This window comes from Rhizorhapis sp., assembly GCF_035276005.1.
Taxonomy (GTDB): Bacteria; Pseudomonadota; Alphaproteobacteria; order Sphingomonadales; family Sphingomonadaceae; genus Rhizorhapis.
On record NZ_DATEMB010000007.1, the window covers coordinates 1 to 18,352 of the forward strand.

The following is an 18,352-nucleotide window of genomic DNA, read 5'->3' on the forward strand; positions in this document are numbered from 1 at the left end:
CTAGCAAGTATTACGTAGCTAGTGGAGCTTTTGGATTTGACATTCGCTTCACGAACGAGCGGCCTAGTGTCCCGATTCCGAAGTTCGTAAGCATTTGCGGCACGCTCGTACGAACTTCGGAATCGATAAGGACACTAGAAACTCTATACCTTTTGTGCCGCTGAGGCTCCCGCCGAGGAGCCCGCCGCTGAGGCTCCGGCCGAAGAGCAGGCCGAGGGCTGAGCATGGCTCACCCCTCCCCTTCAGGGGAGGGGCAGGGGGTGGGGCCCGTGCGCTGCACGGCTCCATCTCGTCCCCACCCCAACCCCTCCCCTGAAGGGGAGGGGCTTGCTTCTGAACGCCCCGTCACTCTCGCCGTCATCACTGGCGCCCACGGCGTCACCGGCGAGGTGCGCCTGAAGCTTTTCAGCGACGATCCGGCGAATCTGAAGCGCTATGCGGCCTTCACCGCCGCAGGGCGAACCCTCACGCTCAAGGCCATCCGTCCCGGCAAGAACGGCGCCATCGCCCGCTTCGCCGAGGTGGCCGACCGCAACGCCGCCGAAGCCTTGCGCGGCACGGAACTCACAGTCCCCCGCTCGGCCCTGCCGGAACTGGAGGAAGGCGAATATTATCACGCCGACCTCCTCGGCCTGCCCTGTGTGTCGAGTGAAGGCGAGGAACTGGGCGTTGTCGTTGCCGTCGAGAATTTCGGCGCAGGCGACATACTGGAAATCGAACGTCCGAACGGCAAGCGCTTCATGGTTCCGATCCACGCGGTGCATGTCGAGGATGCGCGTGCGGTAATTGACTCCGCTTTTGCCACTTAGTATATACACGTCGTATATACGGAGCTTGCAATGAACGCGCCTCATAAGCCAGAAGCAACTGGTCAAAGGACCACTCGCACTTTCAAGTCGGGGAATTCAGTGGCCCTTCGCTTACCCAAGGATCTGGGATTTGGCGAAGGGGACGAAGTGACAATTGTACCCCATGACGACGGCTCTTTCACCTTCTGGAAGCAGGACAATACCCGCGATTTGCTGATGAGCCTTTACGGCAGCATGTCGCCCGGTTTCATGCGGGATGGCCGGGGTGATATTGAACAGGACGAGCGTGACTGGTCCTATTCCGGAAAAAAACCGGATACGGTTTGAAAAGCCACGCAGTCCATGTACATGCTCGACACGAATAGCTGCATCGATTTTCTGCTGGGACGCAGCGAACGACTCGCCAAAAATATGGCCGAGGCATTCGGCAATTTGACCGTTTCCATGATTACCGTTGCCGAACTACGCGTAGGCAGCCGGACTTCGAGTGACCCTAAGGGTGACGATCGGCGGCTCGATGCGTTTCTCGCTGCGCTCACTGTTACCCCGTTCGGTGAGCAGGAGGCGGCGACCTACGGCAGGATCGTCCGCAACATAGGCGTGAAGCGCAAAAGTTTTGACCGGTTGATCGGCGCGCACGCCCTTTCGCTCGATCTCATACTGGTCACCCGAAACAAGCAGGATTTTGCCGATTTTCCGGGGTTGAAGATCGAGAATTGGACGGTGTGATGGATGCTGCTGGCGGTTTCTTAATGTATCTTTTTATTTATGCGACCGCAGTTACGATGTTGCCTTCCGCAGTTGCAGGTGCTGTGGTTGGCGCGCTTGCTGGAATAACGGAATCGAACCCGTTTTCCAGATTTCATCATTGCTTGTTTATAGGAGTTGTTTGGTCCGTTGCGCTGATTTTTATATTCGGCGCTACGATCAGCAGTTTGATGTCGTACGCATTGACGTTAGGGTTCCTGCTGATTGTGTCGACAATTTCTGCCTTGGGAACTTCTCTGTTTTTCTGGTTTCTGGTGCGGGGCGTAATTGCTTCTTGGCGAATGTTGCGGAACAGCGTTGCTTCATGACCTTCACCACCCAAATCCTTACCCTATACCCGGAAATGTTTCCCGGTCCTCTCGGCCAGTCCCTCGCGGGCCGTGCGCTGGCGGAGGGGATATGGTCGTGCGAGCCGATCCAGATTCGCGACTTCGCGACCGACAAGCACCGCTCGGTCGACGACACCCCGGCGGGCGGCGGGGCGGGGATGGTGATGCGGGCCGATGTGCTCGCCGCCGCTGTCGACCATGCCATTGCCCGCCAGCCGCAAGCGCCCATCCTCGCCATGACCCCGCGCGGCGCGCCCCTCACGCAAACCCGCGTCCGGCAGCTTGCGCAAGGCCCCGGCGTCACCATTCTCTGCGGTCGTTTCGAGGGGATTGACGAGCGACTTTTTGAGGCTCGCCCGATCGAGCCTGTATCCATCGGCGACTATATTCTTTCGGGCGGAGAAACGGCTGCGATCGTGCTGATTGACGCTTGCATTCGCCTGCTGCCCGGGGTAATGGGCGCGGCTTCTAGCGGAGATGAGGAAAGCTTCGAAGCGGGGCTTCTCGAATATCCGCACTATACCCGTCCTCAAATGTGGGAAGGGCGCGCGATCCCTGAAGTGTTGCGATCGGGGGATCACGCGAAAATCGCCGCCTGGCGGAAACAAAGGGCGGAGGATGATACACGGCTAAGGCGGCCGGACCTTTGGGAGCGCTATGTCAGTGCTCGGGACCAGTCGCCCTCTGGCGCGCAACGGAAGAAGAAAAGGGAAGATGAGTCATGAACCTCATCCAGACGCTCGAGGCTGAAGCCATCGAGGAATTCAAGTCCAAAAAGTCCATCCCGGACTTCCGCGCGGGCGACACGCTCCGCGTTGGCGTGCGCGTTGTCGAAGGCGACCGTACCCGCATCCAGAATTATGAAGGCGTTTGCATCGCCCGGTCCAATAAGGGCCTGGGCTCCAGCTTCACCGTGCGCAAGATCAGCTTCGGTGAAGGCGTGGAGCGCGTCTTCCCGCTCTATTCGCCCAATATTGACTCGATTACCGTCGTCCGCCGCGGTGTCGTGCGGCGGGCGAAACTCTACTACCTCCGTGGCCGCACCGGTAAAAGTGCGCGTATTGCGGAGCGCAGGGACAACCGGCCAACGGAAACCGGGGAATAAGGCGGAGCAGGTCCACCAGACCCCAAAAACAGGTTTCAAGACAGCCGGTGCCCAAGCGGGAACCGGCTGTTTTCATATCGATAAGGGACCATTAATCCGTCATTCCCGCGAAAGCGGGAACCCATCTTCTGAACTAGTCGCTTGGCGCAACGTTGGGAGATGGATCCCCGCCTTCGCGGGGATGACGAAAAAGGATGGTGGCGCCCGGCACCAGATGAAGGGAACACAGGAAAATGGGTTATCGCGTAGTTGTCGTCGGGGCCACGGGCAATGTTGGCCGCGAAATGCTGAACATCCTTGCAGAGCGCGAATTTCCGGCTGACGAGATCGCCGCCGTCGCTTCGCCCCGCTCCACGGGAACGGAGATCGAATATGGCGAGACCGGCCGCAAGCTGAAGGTGAAAAATATCGAACATTTCGATTTCACCGGCTGGGACATCGCCCTCTTCGCCGCAGGCTCGGGCCCGACCAAAATCTATGCGCCGAAGGCCGCCGAGGCAGGCTGCGTCGTCATCGACAACAGTTCGCTCTACCGCATGGATCCGGACATTCCGCTGATCGTGCCGGAAGTGAACCCGGACGCCATCGACGATTACAAGAAGCGCAACATCATCGCCAACCCCAACTGCTCGACCGCGCAGATGGTCGTGGCGCTAAAGCCCCTGCATGACTATGCGAAAATCAGGCGCGTCGTTGTGTCGACTTATCAGTCCGTGTCCGGCGCAGGCAAGGCCGGCATGGACGAGCTGTTCGAACAGTCGCGCAACATATTCGTCGGCGACCCGGCTGAGCCCAAGAAGTTCACCAAGCAGATCGCCTTCAATGTCATTCCGCACATCGACGTTTTCCTGGACGACGGTTCCACCAAGGAAGAATGGAAGATGGTGGTCGAGACCAAGAAGATCCTCGACCCGGCTATCAAGCTCAACGCGACCTGCGTGCGCGTGCCCGTCTTCGTCGGCCATTCGGAAGCCCTTAACATCGAGTTCGAGAACGAAATCTCGGCGGAAAAGGCCCAGTCCATCCTGCGCGAAGCGCCGGGCATCATGCTTGTCGACAAGCGCGAGGACGGGGGCTATGTGACCCCGGTTGAATGCGTTGGCGACAGCGCCACCTATGTCAGCCGCGTACGCGAGGACCCGACGGTCGAGAACGGCCTGGTCCTCTGGTGCGTATCCGATAATCTCCGCAAGGGCGCGGCGCTCAATGCCGTTCAGATCGCGGAACTGCTGGGACGCCGCCACCTGAAGAAGGGCTGACCTTCTGATTCGGCAAGGCAGGCGCGGCCAATGATGCTGCGCCTGCCGGTGCCTGGTGCCAGCCTTCTGGCACGCATTTACTCCATCACTGGCCGCAGATCTTGCTCGCCCTTCTTCCCGCCCTTGGGCGCGCGGAGCAAAAGGATCAGGGGGAGGGCTGCCAGGCAGGCCCACATCATGAACCAGAAATCGTCGATATAGGCTATCATCGCGGCCTGACGGTTGATCTCCATATCGATCATCGACATCACGACATCGCCCGCCGAACCGGCGCTCAGTGCCATGTTCGGATCGACCGGCAGCTTGTACTGGGTGAAATGCCCGGCAAGATCAGAATGACTGACCTGAATGTTCTGGGCGAGCAAAGCGGTCACGATGGAGATCCCGATCGATGCCCCCATATTCCGCATCAGATTCAACAGGCCAGAGGCTTCTGTGCGATATTGTGGCGGCAAGGTCGCGAAGGCCATGGTGTTGAGCGGTACGAAAAGGAAACCGAAACCCAGACCTTGCACAAATCCGCTGCTGACAATCGGCCACCAATCCATGTCCAGCGACCAGCCGGTCATCATGTAAAGCGATAGCGCGCCAATGCTGAACCCCATTAACACCATGAGACGAGGGTCGATCTTGTTCAGCAGGCGTCCCGCTATGCCCATGGTGAGGAGAACCCCGAAACCGCGTGAGGCAAGAAGAACGCCCGTGTCCATCACTGGATAGCCATAAATGCCCTGCAGCATGGGGGGGAGGAGCGCCATGCTGGCTGTCAGGACAAGGCCCAGGATGAAGAGGAAGAAGGTGCCGGTGATGAGATTGCGATCGGCCATCATGCCAGGACGGAAAATCGGTTCCCGTCCGGTCGCCAGGTGAATGATGAACATCCACAGGGCTGCCACGGCTACGCCGGCCTCGATCCAGATTTCGGTGGACCGGAACCAGTCCTCTTGGACCCCGCGATCCAACATCAACTGCAGCGCGCCCAGCGCCAAAGCCAGCAGGGCAAAGCCTGTAAGATCGAAACTCCGCCGTGTCACAGGCTTGCTTGGCAACAGCGCCCAAAGCCCCGCAAGGCAGAGCAAGCCGACCGGAAGATTAACGTAAAAGACCCAGCGCCAGGAAAAATTCTCCGTCAGCCATCCGCCTAATACAGGTCCCATGATTGGCCCGATCATGATCCCCATGCCATAGATCGACATTGCCCGGCCATGTTCTTCGGGCCGGTTGATATCCAGCATGACCGTTTGCGCGAGCGGAGCGATGAAGGCGCCGGCAACGCCTTGAAACAGCCGGAACACCACCATTTCAGGCAAGCTGGTCGCCACACCGCAGAGCATGGAAGCCACGATGAAGAGGCTGACCGAAAAAAGGAATAGCTGCCGCGATCCCACCCGGTCGGACAGCCATCCCGTGATCGGAATGGCCACAGCGGAGGCGATGATATAGCTGGTCAGCACCCAGGTGACGGTCTCCTGCGTGGCGCCGAGCTCCGCCTGCATATGGGGCAGCGCCACATTGGCAATGGTGCTGTCCAGGATCTGCATCACCGTGCCGCCCATCACGGCGATGGTGAGCAGCGCCTTGCGTGACCCTCTCAAGGTCTGGCCCGGAACAGCACCCTGCGCGTCAATTCTTTTGCCGGACATCCACCGTCACCTCGGCACTCATGCCCGCGATCAGCTGGCGGCTGGATTTCTCGTCAATAACTATACGGACAGGGATGCGCTGGGTGACCTTGACCCAGTTACCATTGGCATTCTGGGCGGGTATCACCGAAAATTCCGATCCCGTTCCCGCACCGACGCTCTGCACATGGCCCTTGAGCTTGAGGCCGGGATAGGCGTCCACCTCGACCTCGGCGGCCTGGCCTGGCCGCATCTTGTCCAACTGCGTCTCCTTGAAATTCGCTTCGACCCAGCTCCGCTCGTCCGCCACAATGCTGACACCGGGCAGGCCGGTCACCATCATTTGCCCGACCACCAGCCGGTCCGCCTGGCTGACCCGCCCTGAAACCGGTGCGCGCACGACCGTCCTTTTCAGATCGAGCGCGGCCTTGTCCCTCTGGGCACGCGCCGCTGCAATGGCGGGATTTTCTCCCGGTACTGCGGAGCCCGTGGCCAGGGCGGCCTTGGCCTTTGCTACATCAGCCTGTGCCGTGCGCCATTCTTCCCGCGCTTGTTGCAGCACATGCTCGGCGTCCTGCAACCTTGCGCGGGTTGTGAACCCCTGCGCCATCAAAGCCCTCTGCCGCTCATATTGCTTCTGCGCATAGTCGATATCTTCTTCTGCACCGGAAATATCGACGCCGGCCGCGCTATAGTCGGTGTGCAGCTTCTTTAGGTCCACCTGCGCCGAGGCGATGGCGGCATTGGCCTGCGCCAGTGCCACCTCATAGGGTTCAGGATCGACGCGGAACAATATGTCTCCTGCCTTAACGTGCTGGTTTTCCTTGACATAAACTTGCACGATGCGCCCCGACACGTCGCTGCTGATGGCAACCTTGTCCTGTTGCACATAGGCGTTGTCAGTGCTGACAAAGCGTCCGCTTGTCAGCCAGAAATACCCTCCTGCCACAGCAAGCAGCAGCGGCAGGGAAAACATCAGAACCCTTTTCCTCCAGGGCCCTGCCGTGCCTTGCATCTCCAATGCCGGTGCGTCGGCCGGAGGTGCGTTCGAAGGCCGAATTCTGACTGGACTGTCCGCCTCAGCCATTGCTGGCCTCCTTCTGCTCACTGGCGCCTGACAAATTGTTTCGGATGACCTCAAGTTGGGACGTCAGAGCCTCGATTTCCTCTTCACTCAGGCCCTTGAGCGCCCGCCGCCGCATCTCCACGCTCCGTTCCTGCAACCGGTCGAGCAGAGGCATCGCAGCTTGGCCCAAAAATAACTGCCAGGCCCTGCGGTCGTTCGGATCAGGCCGCCGCTCCACAAGGCCCGCCTGCTCAAGGCGGTCCACCATGCGGCATGTGGTGATGGGTTCCACCTCCAGAAGCTCCGCCAACATTCCCTGGTTAAGCCCGGGCCGGCGGCTGATGGCGAACAGAGCCCGCCACTGGGCGCTTGTGACGCCCAGATCCTGGCACATTTCATCGAAGCGCTTGCGCATGAGACGTCCAACATCGTTCAGCATATATCCGATATTCTCAGCCATGGGCGGAGATATAATAACTATGCTTATAATATGCAAGAACTATGGCTTACCCTTGCGGAAATGCGGAAAGTAGCGGCTGCTGCGGGGGGCTGGGCAGAGTCGAGGAGGCAATCATCATGGCGAGGCAGATGACCGGTGGCTGTCAGTGCGGCCGAGTCCGCTATGTGGCCGAGGTGGAGCATGAGGAAGCTTATCTTTGTCACTGCCGCATGTGCCAGCGAGCAACCGGCGGCGTATCGGTAGCATTCAAGAATCTTCCCCGGACGGCGGTCCAATGGGAAAGCGGCAGGGAAGCGGACTGGTATCAAAGCTCGCCCATTGCACGGCGCCCCTTTTGTTCACGCTGTGGTACGGTGCTCGGCTTTGCCTATCTGGAAGGGCCGAACATCGATCTTACCATCGGCAGCTTCGACGAACCCGGCTATTTCCGGCCAGTGTACCATTTCGGAGCGGAAAGCATGCATGAAGCATGGCTCGACACAAGCAATCTGCCGCGCTACCGGTCCGATGAGAATGAAGCCCTGGTTGAACGGTGGATGACAAGTGTCGGCAAGCTTCCCGGCTGAACCAAAAACGGACTGGTTCCAATCCTTTGATGGCGCGCGGCTATGCGTCCATGAAATGGGGGAGGGCCGTCCGCTGCTGCTGTTGCACGGGCTGTTCTCAAGCGCCCATGTGAACTGGATCAAATATGGGACGGCGAACCGTGTCGCAGCGGCGGGGTTCAGGGTCATCATGCCGGACCTTCGGGCCCATGGCGAAAGCGCTGCGCCCCATGATCCCTCGGCTTATCCGCACGACGTGCTGGTCAGGGACGCGCAGGCCCTGATCGCGCATCTCAACCTGACGGATTTTGATATTGGCGGCTTTTCGCTGGGTGCCCGGACGACGGCCAGGCTTCTCTCCCACGGGCTTGGCCCCAGCCGGGCGATTCTTGCGGGCATGGGGCTTGAGGGGCTGTCGGGCTGGGCGAGACGGCGGGATTTTTTTCTGGCCGCCATCGAACGGCGAGAGAGCGTTCAGCGAGGCGATCCGCACTGGATGGCAGTGCAGTTCATGAAGACCATGAAGATAGACACGGTCGCTGCGGCCTTGCTGCTCGGGACTTTGGGCGATCTGGAGCCGTCCGAAGTCGCCGGAATCAACACTGAGATCCTGGTCCTTTGCGGCCGGGAAGACAGGGACAATGGCTCGCCCGTCGCGCTGGCCGACCTGCTGCCCAATGGTCGTCTCAAGGAAATTCCGGGCAACCATATGAGCTGCGTCACCATGCCTGAAATGGGCTTTGCCATGGTGGATTTCCTGACCGCTTAGTCATCGTGCTGGCGAAAGGGCGGAGCTCGCTTGACCCCTTTGGTTGCATTTGTCACTAATTGGACAATGAACCATTCCCCGGAAAAGGACTGATAATCATGAAGTTCGCTATCTCTGTCGCCGCCCTGGCGATGGTCCTTGCCGCATCGCCGGCGCTGGCCGCGCCTGCTCAACCGACAGCGGGCGACGCCGAAGCCTTTGTGGCTAGGGCAGAAAAGGAGTTGTCGGACTATACCGTCGACGCCTCCCGCATGAGTTGGATCAATGCCACCTACATCACAGACGACACCGATGCGCTTGCCGCCAAATTCGGCGCGCAGGGGACGGAGATGGCGGTGCGCTTTGCCCTGGAGGCCGCCAAATATCAGAAGGTTTCCGGTCTTTCCCCGGACGTGAAACGGAAACTCGATATATTGCGTGGCGGCATTGTCCTGCCTGCTCCCACCACGCCGGGGGCGGCGGCAGAACTCAATGCCATCGCGACCAAGCTGCAATCCTCCTATGGCAAGGGTAAGGGAACGCTGAACGGCAAGCCCATCAACGGCAGCGATATCGAGGCGGAGATGGGGACCAACCGTAACCCGGCTCAGCTTCAGGAAATGTGGACGAGCTGGCACGACAATGTCGGCACGCCAATGAAGCAGGATTATGCCAGGCTGGTGGAGATCGCCAACAAGGGCGCGGTCGAGCTTGGCTACAAGGATGTCGGCGCCATGTGGCGGTCGCAATATGACATGCCCGCCGATGAGTTTGCGGCTCTAACCGACAAGCTCTGGAAGCAGGTGAAGCCGCTCTATGACGAGCTTCATTGCTATACCCGCACCAAATTGAACGAAAAATACGGCGCCAGGGTCCAACCCGCGAGTGGCCCCATCCGCGCTGACCTCCTCGGCAATATGTGGGCTCAGGAATGGGGCAATATCTATGACGTCGTAGCGCCCAAGGGCGCGGGCGATCTTGGCTTCGACACCACCGATCTGCTGGCCGCCAAGGGCTATGATCCCTTGAAGATGGTGAAGACTGGCGAGGGCTTCTTCTCATCGCTCGGCTTTGCGCCGCTGCCCGAAAGCTTTTGGCAGCGTTCAATGATCACCAAGCCACAGGATCGCGAGGTTGTCTGCCATGCCAGCGCCTGGGATATCGACAACAAGGATGATCTGCGGATCAAGATGTGCACCAAGGTCAATGGCGACGATTTCGTCACCATCCATCATGAACTTGGCCATAATTACTATCAGCGCGCCTATAACAAGCAGCCCTTTCTTTATCTGAACGGAGCCAATGATGGCTTCCATGAGGCGATCGGCGATATGGTCGCGCTGTCGATCACGCCCGATTATCTTGTGCAGATCGGCCTCCTTGATCCCGCCAAAGTGCCCAGCGCCGACAAGGACATCGGCCTTCTTCTGCGGCAGGCGATGGACAAGGTTGCCTTCCTGCCGTTCGGCCTGCTGGTCGACAAATGGCGTTGGGGCGTGTTCAACGGATCGATCAAGCCGCAGGGCTATAATGACGCCTGGACCTCGCTTCGCCTGCAATATCAGGGGATAACGCCGCCGGTGGACCGGCCCGACGGCGCCTTTGATCCGGGAGCGAAGTTCCATATTCCGGGAAACACGCCCTATACCCGCTATTTCCTCGCCCGGCTGCTTCAATTCCAGTTCTACAAGGCGGCGTGTGACATTTCGGGCTGGAAGGGCCCGCTGCACCGCTGCTCCTTTTATGGGAACAAGGAGGTGGGCCAGCGGCTTAACGCCATGCTGGAAATGGGAGCCTCAAAGCCTTGGCCGGACGCGCTTCAGGCCTTTACCGGCAGCCGTGAGATGTCCGGCGAAGCCATGATCGAATATTTCGCGCCCCTGCAGGCCTGGCTCAAGGAGCAGAACAAGGGGAAACAGTGTGGCTGGTAAAGTTCCGGCAACTAGGTCCGAACTGGAGAAAACGCTGCATTTCCAGCTATTTGGTAACTGATCCTTAACTGTTATGCTCCGGCCAAAGATAAAATGCGCGGTCGCAGCAGCAACATTTTGTCTTTTTCAGACAGGGGATCATCAAATGAAGAAATTGCTTCTTGCAGCCGCCCTGGCGGTATCGACCATCGCTGTGTCCGCACCCGCGCATGCGGCGGCTGTCATTTCCTTCGACGGCACGACGGGCACTTTCGCGCATAACAGCATCGCCGGGGGCGCATTTTCCGATACGCTGAAGTTCACCGTACCCGGGATCGGTTCGGTCGGCTCGACCATTTCGTCCATCGCGGTCAGCTTTCTCAACAATATCGACTTCACTTCGGTAACGCTGAACGGACAGGAGTTCGATATCGCCAGCCTGGGCATGTTGGAGTTCCGTTCCATCAAGGTGCCGGTGGGGGCAGGCGAGCAGACGCTGGTGATCAGCGGCAATTCGGGCGGCAATGGCTCCTATTCCGGCACCTTGGCCTTCGCAGTTCCTGAGCCTGAAAGCTGGGCGATGATGATCACCGGCTTCGGCCTTGCCGGTGCTGCTATCCGCACCCGCAAGCGGCGCCAGGGAGCAAAGCTGGCGACTGCCTGAGCAGCAATAAATAGAGCGCAACTGAAAGGCCCCGCCCGCTCACCAGCAGGCGGGGTTTTTCGCTGGGAGTCGCGATTCCCCGCTTCACCCCCTCATCCCTGTGCCGGGACGAAGGCCATGGCGTGCGCCTTGCATTGCGAATGATAATCAGTTACATTGTTTAATCAGACGAGACTAATCGCTCCAATCGATCAGTCATATTCAGAATTCCTCTTAGCCGCCTTACCTTCCCTCGGCTAAAGTCCTTCGGCTTTCGAAGATCCGCAGCATCTTGCCGCGCTGTTCAAGGAGAAAAGCCATGGAACTCAAAGGTTCGAAGACCGAGGATAATCTGAAAGCTGCCTTTGCTGGCGAAAGCCAGGCGAATCGCCGCTATCTCTATTTCGCCCAGCAGGCCGACATTGAAGGCTATAATGATGTCGCCGCCGTGTTCCGCTCCACCGCCGAAGGCGAGACCGGCCATGCGCATGGGCATCTGGAGTTCTTGCAGTCCGGCGGCGGCGATCCGGCGACCAACATGCCGATCGGTGACACTTCGTCCAATTTGAAATCGGCCATCGCTGGCGAGACGCACGAATATACTGACATGTATCCGGGCATGGCGCGCACCGCCCGCGACGAAGGCTTTGACGAGATCGCCGACTGGTTCGAAACGCTGGCCAAGGCGGAAAAGAGCCATGCAGGCAAGTTCCAGAAAACGCTGGACGGACTGGAAGCCCTGGCTTGAACAGATAATCCCTCTCTCCTTCAGGGGGATCGTTGCTCATCTTTCGTTATTCGCGCGAGGGCGGGAATGACGGCGGCTGGCGTTTCGCAAGGATCTCCCTTGGAGAGGGGATAAGGACCACCGAATGAAGGAAGGCAGCCTGGAGGCACCCATCCGCCACCCGATCGCTTGGCAGGATGAGGAATTTTACGACGAGGCGGCGCTGGACGCGGAGTTGCGCCGTATCTTCGACATCTGCCATGGCTGCCGCCGCTGCTTCAACCTGTGCGACAGCTTCCCAACGCTTTTTGACCTGGTCGATGAAAGTCCGCACGAGGATGTGGAGCATCTCGACAGCAAGGATTTCAAGAAGGTTGTCGACGCCTGCACGCTTTGCGACATGTGCTTCATGGTGAAGTGCCCCTATGTTCCGCCACACGAATGGAACGTGGATTTCCCGCACTTGATGCTCCGCTATCGCGCGGTCGAGCACAGGAAGGGACTGACGAGCCTTGCGGACAAGGAACTCGCCAAGACTGACCGCAATGGCAAGCTCGGCACATTGTTCGACGGTCTCGCCAATATCGCCACCAAGGAAAATGGTCCGGCGCGCGGTGTCATGCAGAAGATGCTTGGCATTGATAAACGCGCGCACCTTCCGGCTTTTGCCGATGCCCCGCTGACGAAGAAGGCCGCGCATCGCATCCCAGCACCCAACCCGGATGCGCCTGGCTTTGGCAAGAAGGTGGTGCTCTATGCCACCTGCTATGGCAATTTCAACGATCAGACGCCGGGCGAGGCGGCCATGAAGGTTCTTGCCCATAATGGTGTAGAGGTACGGATCGAGCACCCCGAATGCTGCGCCATGCCCAAGTTCGAAAATGGCGATCTTGCCGCCGTGGCGAGCGCGGCGGAGCGCATTGCGGCCCATTTCGCGCCTCTTATCGAGCAGGGCTATGACATAGTGCCATTGACCACCAGTTGCTCGCTCATGCTGAAGTTCGAATGGCCGCTCATCCAGCCCGGCCATGAGAAGATCAGGACGCTTAGCGAGCATAGTTATGATCTTAGCCAATATATGGTCGCCCTCGCCAAGGAATGCGGTCTTGCCCCGATCGATGAGCTTCCCGCCAATATCGCCGTGCACTTCGCTTGCCACAGCCGGGCGCAGAATATGGGACCCAAGGCGATGGAGATGCTTCGCCTGATCCCCGGTGCGCGGCCTGCGCTCACTGACCGCTGCTCAGGCCATGGCGGCAAATGGGGCATCTATGCCGAGAATTTCGATACGGCGGTGAAAATCGGCCGCCCCACAGTCCGCAATATGGAAAAGGCTGCTCCTGATTTTATGGTCAGCGAATGTCCGTTGGCGGGCCAGCATCTGCGCCAAGTGATGCAGCTTTCCGGTTCGGACCATGTGCCCGAACGGATCGGCCATCCCATAGAGGTGATGGCCAGGGCCTATGGGCTGTAGACAGAGGAGCGGATATGCCCCGCGACCAGAATATCATCACTGCCGAAGACATAATGGAGCTTGGCACCTATGAGACGATCCGCGCCGAAAAGCGGCAGGAAAATATCGTCCGCAAGCGTTTCCGCCGCCTGTCCGTCGGTCCCTATGTGACGGTGCATTTTGAAAACTGGGACACAATGTGGTGGCAGGTCCAGGAGATGCTTCGCGTCGAAAAGGGTGGCGAGGAACAGTTGAATGATGAGCTTGCCGCCTATAACCCGATGATTCCCAAGGGCAGCGAACTGACCTGCACCTTGATGTTCGAAATCGACGATCCCGGCACGCGCGGGCGGGTGCTGGGCCAATTGGGCGGCGTCGAGAATCACATCTCCATCAGCATTGGCGGAGAGAAAATCGCCGCCGTCCCGGAAGGCGACGTTGAACGCAGCCGCCCGGACGGCAAGGCATCAAGCGTTCATTTCCTGCACTTCCCCTTTAGCAGCGCCGAAATCGCGGCTTGGAAAGACGGCAGGGGCCAGGCGATGTTCCATATAGATCATCCCCATTATGGGCATATCGCCATCATCGGCGAAGAGATGCGCAGGGAACTGGCGCGGGATTTTGGATAGTGGAATGGGACGTTCTCAACCAGGGCGAGGGGTTCTACGCTACTGGTGGGGCGGATCCGCTCACCAACTCCGGCTAGGCTGCAAGCAGCCAAGCCTTCATATCCTCTCCCCATGGGAGAGGGAAAACAGACTGGCTGCTCCTCACCCGCCCGGATCAATCCGCCCAGTACAGCCGCTCGGGATTGTCGACCAGCAGCTTCCTCTGGAGCTCCGCGGTGACCGCGATCCGGGGGATGACATCCACCAGATGACCATCATCGGGAATGTTATCTTGCATATTGGGGTGCGGCCAATCGGTGCCCCACAGCACGCGGTCGGGGTAGCGTTCGACCACTGGCCTCACGACTTCCACGAAATCATCCCAGGGGTAGCCCTGCGCCGATAGCCGGTCAGGGCAAGTGACCTTGGTCCAGATATTGGGATGCTCGTCCAGCAGCCTCTTGAAGGCGGAAATCTCCGCCCCGTCCCGGCCCTGCGTCATGGAGGGCCGCCCCATATGGTCGACTACGACGATCGTCGGAATGGCCTCCAGGAAGGGAAGCAGTTCCTCCAATATGTCCGCCTCGAAATAGATCACCACATGCCAGCCAAGCGGCGCGATGCGCTTGGCGATCTCCAGGAACTTGTCCTTCGGGGCATCGTCGACCAGGCGCTTCAGGAAATTGAAGCGCACCCCGCGGATGCCGCCTTCATGCAGCAGCTTCAATTCCTCATCGTTGATCACCGGATCAACGACAGCGACGCCGCGCGCCTTGCCATTCGACTTGGCGATAGCGTTCAACGTAGCGCTGTTGTCCGTGCCATGACAACTCGCCTGGACAATCACATTGCGGTCAAAGCCCAGCCGGTCGCGAAGCGCGAACAGCATTTCCGGCCCGGCGTCCGCCGGATGATATTTGGTCTTGGGCGAAAAGGGGAACTCCGCCTCTGGCCCGAACACATGGCAATGGGCGTCGATTGCGCCCGCGGGCGGGATATAGGATGGTTTGCTGGCCTCTTCGACCCAGCTTATGATGCGAGACATCTTTTCTCCTCTGGACCTTGTGTCCGTTCGGGCTGACCCTGTCGAAGCCCTCCCTTCCGCTTTATGGAAGAACTGCCCTCGACAGGCTCAGGGCAAAGGAATTTCTTAAAAAACCACCCCATCGAACAGCTTCCGTGCCGTCCGCAGCATGGCCGCGCTCGTCACCTTGCCATTGTCGTCCAATTCCATCACGCAAGTGGTCTCGCCGGTCGGATGCTCCACCGACAGAGTTTTGCGCCTTCCTTCTGGAATGAAGGCGACCTCAGCGGCAGGAGATCCCTCGATCAGGCAGGCGGTGGCGACGCTGACCGCGCCCAGCACGCCAATGCTGGCATGTGCCCGGTGTGGAATGAAGCTGCGCACCGTCACCGCCCCGCCATGGCGCGGGGGCGCGACCAGCATCATCTTGGGCACGGATTTTTCCCGCACATCGCCGAGGTTCATCCGTTCTCCTACGGCCAGCCGGATAGCCTCTATCCTGCCCTTGAGTTCTGTCGAATTGTCCAGTTCCTCCCGGCTTTCATAGCCGGTGGCGCCGACATCCTCCGCCTTCATCACGACGCAGGGCATGCCATTGTCGATCAGGGTCACACGCACCCCGCTCACTTCGTCAACGGCATTGCCGGTGGGCAGCAGCGCGCCGCAGCTCGATCCCGCCGTATCACGGAATTCCAGGGGAACCGGCGCGGCTGTGCCCGGCACCCCATCTATTCGCGCCTCACCTTCATAGGTCGCCCTGCCGCCCGGCGTCTGCACCGTGGCAACGGCGATCTGGCCCGTATTCTCCATGAAGATGGTGACCGGGGTTTCGCCGTCGTGCGCAGCGGTCAGCCCGCGTTCAATGGCAAAGGGGCCGATCCCGGCGAGGATATTCCCGCAATTCTGCGCGTCGGAGACTAGCGCCTGGTCCACGAAAACCTGCAGGAACAGATAGTCGACGTCCACGCCTTCGCGTTCGGATTTGCTCACCACCGCCACCTTGCTGGTCAGTGGATCCGCCCCGCCCATTCCGTCGATCTGCCGGGGATCGGGGGATCCCATGATCCGCAGCAGCAGCTTGTCCCGCGCCTGAGTGTCGGCGGGGAGATCGCTTTTCAGGAAATAGCCGCCCTTCGACGTGCCGCCCCGCATCCAGAGGCAGGGGGTGCCGGTGGTTTCCGTCACGCTCCGATCCGTTCGTGTCGAGCCAAGTCGAGGCACGCTCCTCGAGCCAAACGTCCCTCGACTTCGCTCAGGACGGACGGCGTATGCGCCGTGTCACACATATTTGAGGCCCATTTCGGCGAGCTTGCCCCGCATGTCATACATGTCGAGCCCCAGTTCACCCGCTGCCAGCCTTTGCCGCTTCGACTCTTCATTCGCCTCGCGCGCCCTTGCCTTTTCCAGCACCGAAGCGGCATCGGAGCGCGGCACGACGCAGACCCCGTCGTCATCTGCGATCACGACGTCCCCCGGATTGATGAGCGCGTTGGCGCATACCACCGGCACATTTACCGAGCCGAGCGTCGCCTTGACCGTGCCCTGACCATGCACTGCCCTTGACCAGACGGGGAAGTTCATTTGCGTCAGGTCGCGGACATCGCGCACGCCGGCGTCGATAATCAGCCCCCGGCAACCCCGCGCCTGTGCCGAGGTTGCAAGCAGGTCCCCGAAATAGCCGTCAGTACAGGGGCTCGTCGGCGCCAGCACCAAAATGTCCCCGGCCTTGAGCTGCTCGATCGCAACATGCACCATCCAGTTATCGCCTGGAGGAGCCGAAATGGTTATCGCTGATCCCGCTATCCGCGCGCCGGCATAGATGGGCCGCATATAAGGGGCGAGGAGGCCGGTTCGGCCCTGCGCTTCATGAACTGTTGCGACGCCGGATGCGGCAAGACCGTCAATGACGGAAGGGTCCGCCCGCTCGATATTCTGTACGACTATGCCGCTCATAAAATCGCCTCTCACCTGTATCTGATTGGAACAATTGCTTGCACAGTGGCCTTCGGGGCCCGCCAAGGCAATTTCGAATATCGGCACGGCCATAAGTTTTTGCTATAAGCCCATGATGCAGCTTTGGAGTCTGAATGTCCGCCATCTAAGGGCGATGGCCGCTATATGCCGTCTGGGCAGCGTCAGTGCGGCTGCCCAGGCCATCAGTCTCTCGCAGCCTGCAGTGACTCAGGGAATGGCCCGGCTGGAGCAGCAACTGGGCCGTCCTTTGTTCGAACGGCGAACAGATGGCATGACGCCAACCCCGGCCGGCGCGGTTTTGTGCGCGCGGGTGGATAAGGCGCTGGCCAGCCTTGCGGCGGGCTTCCGTGCGGCACGGGGCGGCTCGGCCCTGGGGGGCTTTGCCGAAGCCGACCGGCTGGTGACCATGGCGCAGCTTCGCGCTCTCATCGCTCTTGCCGACGCGGGCAGCTATATCAGCGCCAGTGCCGCTACAGGCCTTTCGCAACCGTCGCTCCACCGGGCAGTCCGTGAGCTGGAGACCGCCAGCGGCCTGACGCTTTTCGTGCGGCGGGGCAGGGGCGTGGCGATCACCAAGGCGGGCCGTATCGTGGTCCGCGCGTTCCGCCTTGCCCGGACGGAATTGCAGGCGGGTCTCTTCGAGATCGCTGCACTCGCGGGGGCCGCTACCGGACGGATTGCGGTGGGGGCCATGCCGCTTGCCAGGGCGAAGCTCATTCCCCAGGCCGTCGCGCGCTTCCATGCCGCGCATCCAGAGGTGCGGATCGACATCGTGGATGGCCCGCACGCCGAATTGATGGAGCAGCTTCGCGACGGCGATCTTGATTTCCTGATCGGCGCCTTGCGTTATCCTGAGCCCGGCAAGGATGTGGAGCAGCGGCGCCTGTTCGACGATCATCTGGTCATTGCCGGGCGCGCCCGCCACCCGCTGGCGGGGAGCAATGTTCCCTCGGCGGAGGAGCTTGCCCGCTATCCCTGGGTCATCGCCCGGGGCGGAACGCCGATGCGCCGCCTGTGGGAAAAGATGTTCACCAGCGCCGGCGTGGAGCCGCCCGCGGCGCCTGTCACCTGCGGTTCCGTTCTGGCCATTCGCTCGCTGCTGCTCGAGGGGGATTATCTGACGCTGCTCAGCCCCGACCAGATCGCCCGCGATGTCGAAAGCGGCCTCATCACCACCATTGGCGAGCCCCTTCCCGGCACCAGCCGTCCCATCGGCATCACCGTCAGGGCGGGCTGGCAGCCCACAGGGCTCCAGCAGGAATTCCTGCTCCAGGTGGAAGGGATGCGATAGGTCCAGGTCGT

The 18,352-nt window shown here is 60.1% G+C and carries 21 protein-coding genes; 15 read left to right on the forward strand and 6 right to left on the reverse strand.

Features of this window, described 5'->3' with window-relative positions:
- The first annotated feature begins 224 nt into the window (after positions 1-224).
- The 7 genes from rimM (at position 225) to VJS46_RS01815 (ending at position 4,270) form a co-directional block, all read left to right on the forward strand.
- On the forward strand, positions 225-809 hold the full coding sequence (gene rimM, locus VJS46_RS01785) for a ribosome maturation factor RimM (RefSeq protein WP_324057629.1): 585 nt from the start codon (positions 225-227) through the stop codon (positions 807-809).
- A gap of 99 nt (positions 810-908) precedes the next feature.
- A complete protein-coding gene (locus VJS46_RS01790; protein ID WP_414707952.1) occupies positions 909-1,136 on the forward strand; it encodes an AbrB/MazE/SpoVT family DNA-binding domain-containing protein in 228 nt (75 codons plus the stop codon).
- A gap of 21 nt (positions 1,137-1,157) precedes the next feature.
- Entirely contained in the window at positions 1,158-1,538 is a 381-nt protein-coding gene (locus tag VJS46_RS01795; RefSeq protein WP_324057756.1) for a type II toxin-antitoxin system VapC family toxin, read from the forward strand.
- Positions 1,538-1,885, forward strand: a complete 348-nt coding sequence (locus VJS46_RS01800) for a hypothetical protein (RefSeq protein ID WP_324057631.1) — start codon at positions 1,538-1,540, stop codon at positions 1,883-1,885. The genes VJS46_RS01795 and VJS46_RS01800 overlap by 1 nt, the downstream gene beginning before the upstream one ends.
- Positions 1,882-2,631 carry a tRNA (guanosine(37)-N1)-methyltransferase TrmD gene (gene trmD, locus VJS46_RS01805; RefSeq protein WP_324057632.1) on the forward strand — a complete coding sequence of 250 codons (750 nt, stop codon included), beginning with the start codon at positions 1,882-1,884 and terminating at the stop codon, positions 2,629-2,631. Before VJS46_RS01800 ends, trmD begins: the two co-directional genes overlap by 4 nt.
- Positions 2,628-3,011 carry a 50S ribosomal protein L19 gene (gene rplS / locus VJS46_RS01810; protein ID WP_324057633.1) on the forward strand — a complete coding sequence of 128 codons (384 nt, stop codon included), beginning with the start codon at positions 2,628-2,630 and terminating at the stop codon, positions 3,009-3,011. Before trmD ends, rplS begins: the two co-directional genes overlap by 4 nt.
- 233 nt (positions 3,012-3,244) lie before the next feature.
- Positions 3,245-4,270 carry an aspartate-semialdehyde dehydrogenase gene (locus VJS46_RS01815; protein ID WP_324057634.1) on the forward strand — a complete coding sequence of 342 codons (1,026 nt, stop codon included), beginning with the start codon at positions 3,245-3,247 and terminating at the stop codon, positions 4,268-4,270.
- A gap of 77 nt (positions 4,271-4,347) precedes the next feature.
- Here VJS46_RS01815 and VJS46_RS01820 read toward each other — a convergent pair whose 3' ends face one another.
- From VJS46_RS01820 to VJS46_RS01830, 3 genes are all read right to left on the reverse strand, one after another.
- Positions 4,348-5,913, reverse strand: a complete 1,566-nt coding sequence (locus VJS46_RS01820) for an MDR family MFS transporter (protein ID WP_324057635.1) — start codon at positions 5,911-5,913, stop codon at positions 4,348-4,350.
- A complete protein-coding gene (locus VJS46_RS01825; protein WP_324057636.1) occupies positions 5,894-6,868 on the reverse strand; it encodes an HlyD family secretion protein in 975 nt (324 codons plus the stop codon). Before VJS46_RS01825 ends, VJS46_RS01820 begins: the two co-directional genes overlap by 20 nt.
- A 103-nt stretch (positions 6,869-6,971) precedes the next feature.
- Positions 6,972-7,418 (reverse strand): MarR family transcriptional regulator, encoded by a 447-nt coding sequence (locus VJS46_RS01830; RefSeq protein WP_324057637.1) that lies wholly within the window; start codon positions 7,416-7,418, stop codon positions 6,972-6,974.
- Positions 7,419-7,534: 116 nt separating this feature from the next.
- Between VJS46_RS01830 and VJS46_RS01835 the strand changes: the two genes are divergently transcribed.
- The 7 genes from VJS46_RS01835 to VJS46_RS01865 all read left to right on the forward strand — a co-directional run bounded on the left by VJS46_RS01835 (position 7,535) and on the right by VJS46_RS01865 (position 14,073).
- Complete coding sequence (locus tag VJS46_RS01835) at positions 7,535-7,984, forward strand: GFA family protein (RefSeq protein ID WP_324057638.1); 450 nt, start codon at positions 7,535-7,537, stop codon at positions 7,982-7,984.
- 55 nt (positions 7,985-8,039) lie between these two features.
- Positions 8,040-8,732 (forward strand): alpha/beta fold hydrolase, encoded by a 693-nt coding sequence (locus VJS46_RS01840; protein ID WP_324057639.1) that lies wholly within the window; start codon positions 8,040-8,042, stop codon positions 8,730-8,732.
- Positions 8,733-8,830: 98 nt separating this feature from the next.
- Positions 8,831-10,642, forward strand: a complete 1,812-nt coding sequence (locus tag VJS46_RS01845; RefSeq protein ID WP_324057640.1) for a M2 family metallopeptidase — start codon at positions 8,831-8,833, stop codon at positions 10,640-10,642.
- A gap of 145 nt (positions 10,643-10,787) precedes the next feature.
- On the forward strand, positions 10,788-11,285 hold the full coding sequence (locus VJS46_RS01850) for an FxDxF family PEP-CTERM protein (RefSeq protein WP_324057641.1): 498 nt from the start codon (positions 10,788-10,790) through the stop codon (positions 11,283-11,285).
- A gap of 298 nt (positions 11,286-11,583) precedes the next feature.
- On the forward strand, positions 11,584-12,012 hold the full coding sequence (locus VJS46_RS01855) for a rubrerythrin family protein (RefSeq protein ID WP_324057642.1): 429 nt from the start codon (positions 11,584-11,586) through the stop codon (positions 12,010-12,012).
- A 124-nt stretch (positions 12,013-12,136) separates the two neighbouring features.
- Entirely contained in the window at positions 12,137-13,465 is a 1,329-nt protein-coding gene (locus VJS46_RS01860) for a heterodisulfide reductase-related iron-sulfur binding cluster (RefSeq protein WP_324057643.1), read from the forward strand.
- 14 nt (positions 13,466-13,479) lie between these two features.
- Positions 13,480-14,073: a DUF3501 family protein gene (locus tag VJS46_RS01865; protein ID WP_324057644.1), complete on the forward strand. Its 594-nt coding sequence runs from the start codon at positions 13,480-13,482 to the stop codon at positions 14,071-14,073.
- 154 nt (positions 14,074-14,227) lie between these two features.
- On the opposite strand, the gene VJS46_RS01870 is transcribed toward VJS46_RS01865, so the two are convergent.
- The 3 genes from VJS46_RS01870 to ligK all read right to left on the reverse strand — a co-directional run bounded on the left by VJS46_RS01870 (position 14,228) and on the right by ligK (position 17,029).
- Entirely contained in the window at positions 14,228-15,097 is an 870-nt protein-coding gene (locus VJS46_RS01870; protein WP_324057645.1) for an amidohydrolase family protein, read from the reverse strand.
- Positions 15,098-15,202: 105 nt separating this feature from the next.
- On the reverse strand, positions 15,203-16,261 hold the full coding sequence (locus VJS46_RS01875) for a 4-oxalomesaconate tautomerase (protein WP_324057646.1): 1,059 nt from the start codon (positions 16,259-16,261) through the stop codon (positions 15,203-15,205).
- A 93-nt stretch (positions 16,262-16,354) separates the two neighbouring features.
- Positions 16,355-17,029, reverse strand: coding sequence for a 4-carboxy-4-hydroxy-2-oxoadipate aldolase/oxaloacetate decarboxylase (ligK, locus tag VJS46_RS01880; protein ID WP_324057647.1), 675 nt, complete (start codon positions 17,027-17,029; stop codon positions 16,355-16,357).
- 25 nt (positions 17,030-17,054) lie between these two features.
- On the opposite strand from ligK, the gene VJS46_RS01885 reads away from it, so the two are divergent.
- On the forward strand, positions 17,055-18,341 hold the full coding sequence (locus VJS46_RS01885) for a LysR family transcriptional regulator (RefSeq protein ID WP_324057648.1): 1,287 nt from the start codon (positions 17,055-17,057) through the stop codon (positions 18,339-18,341).
- Positions 18,342-18,352 lie beyond the last annotated feature (11 nt).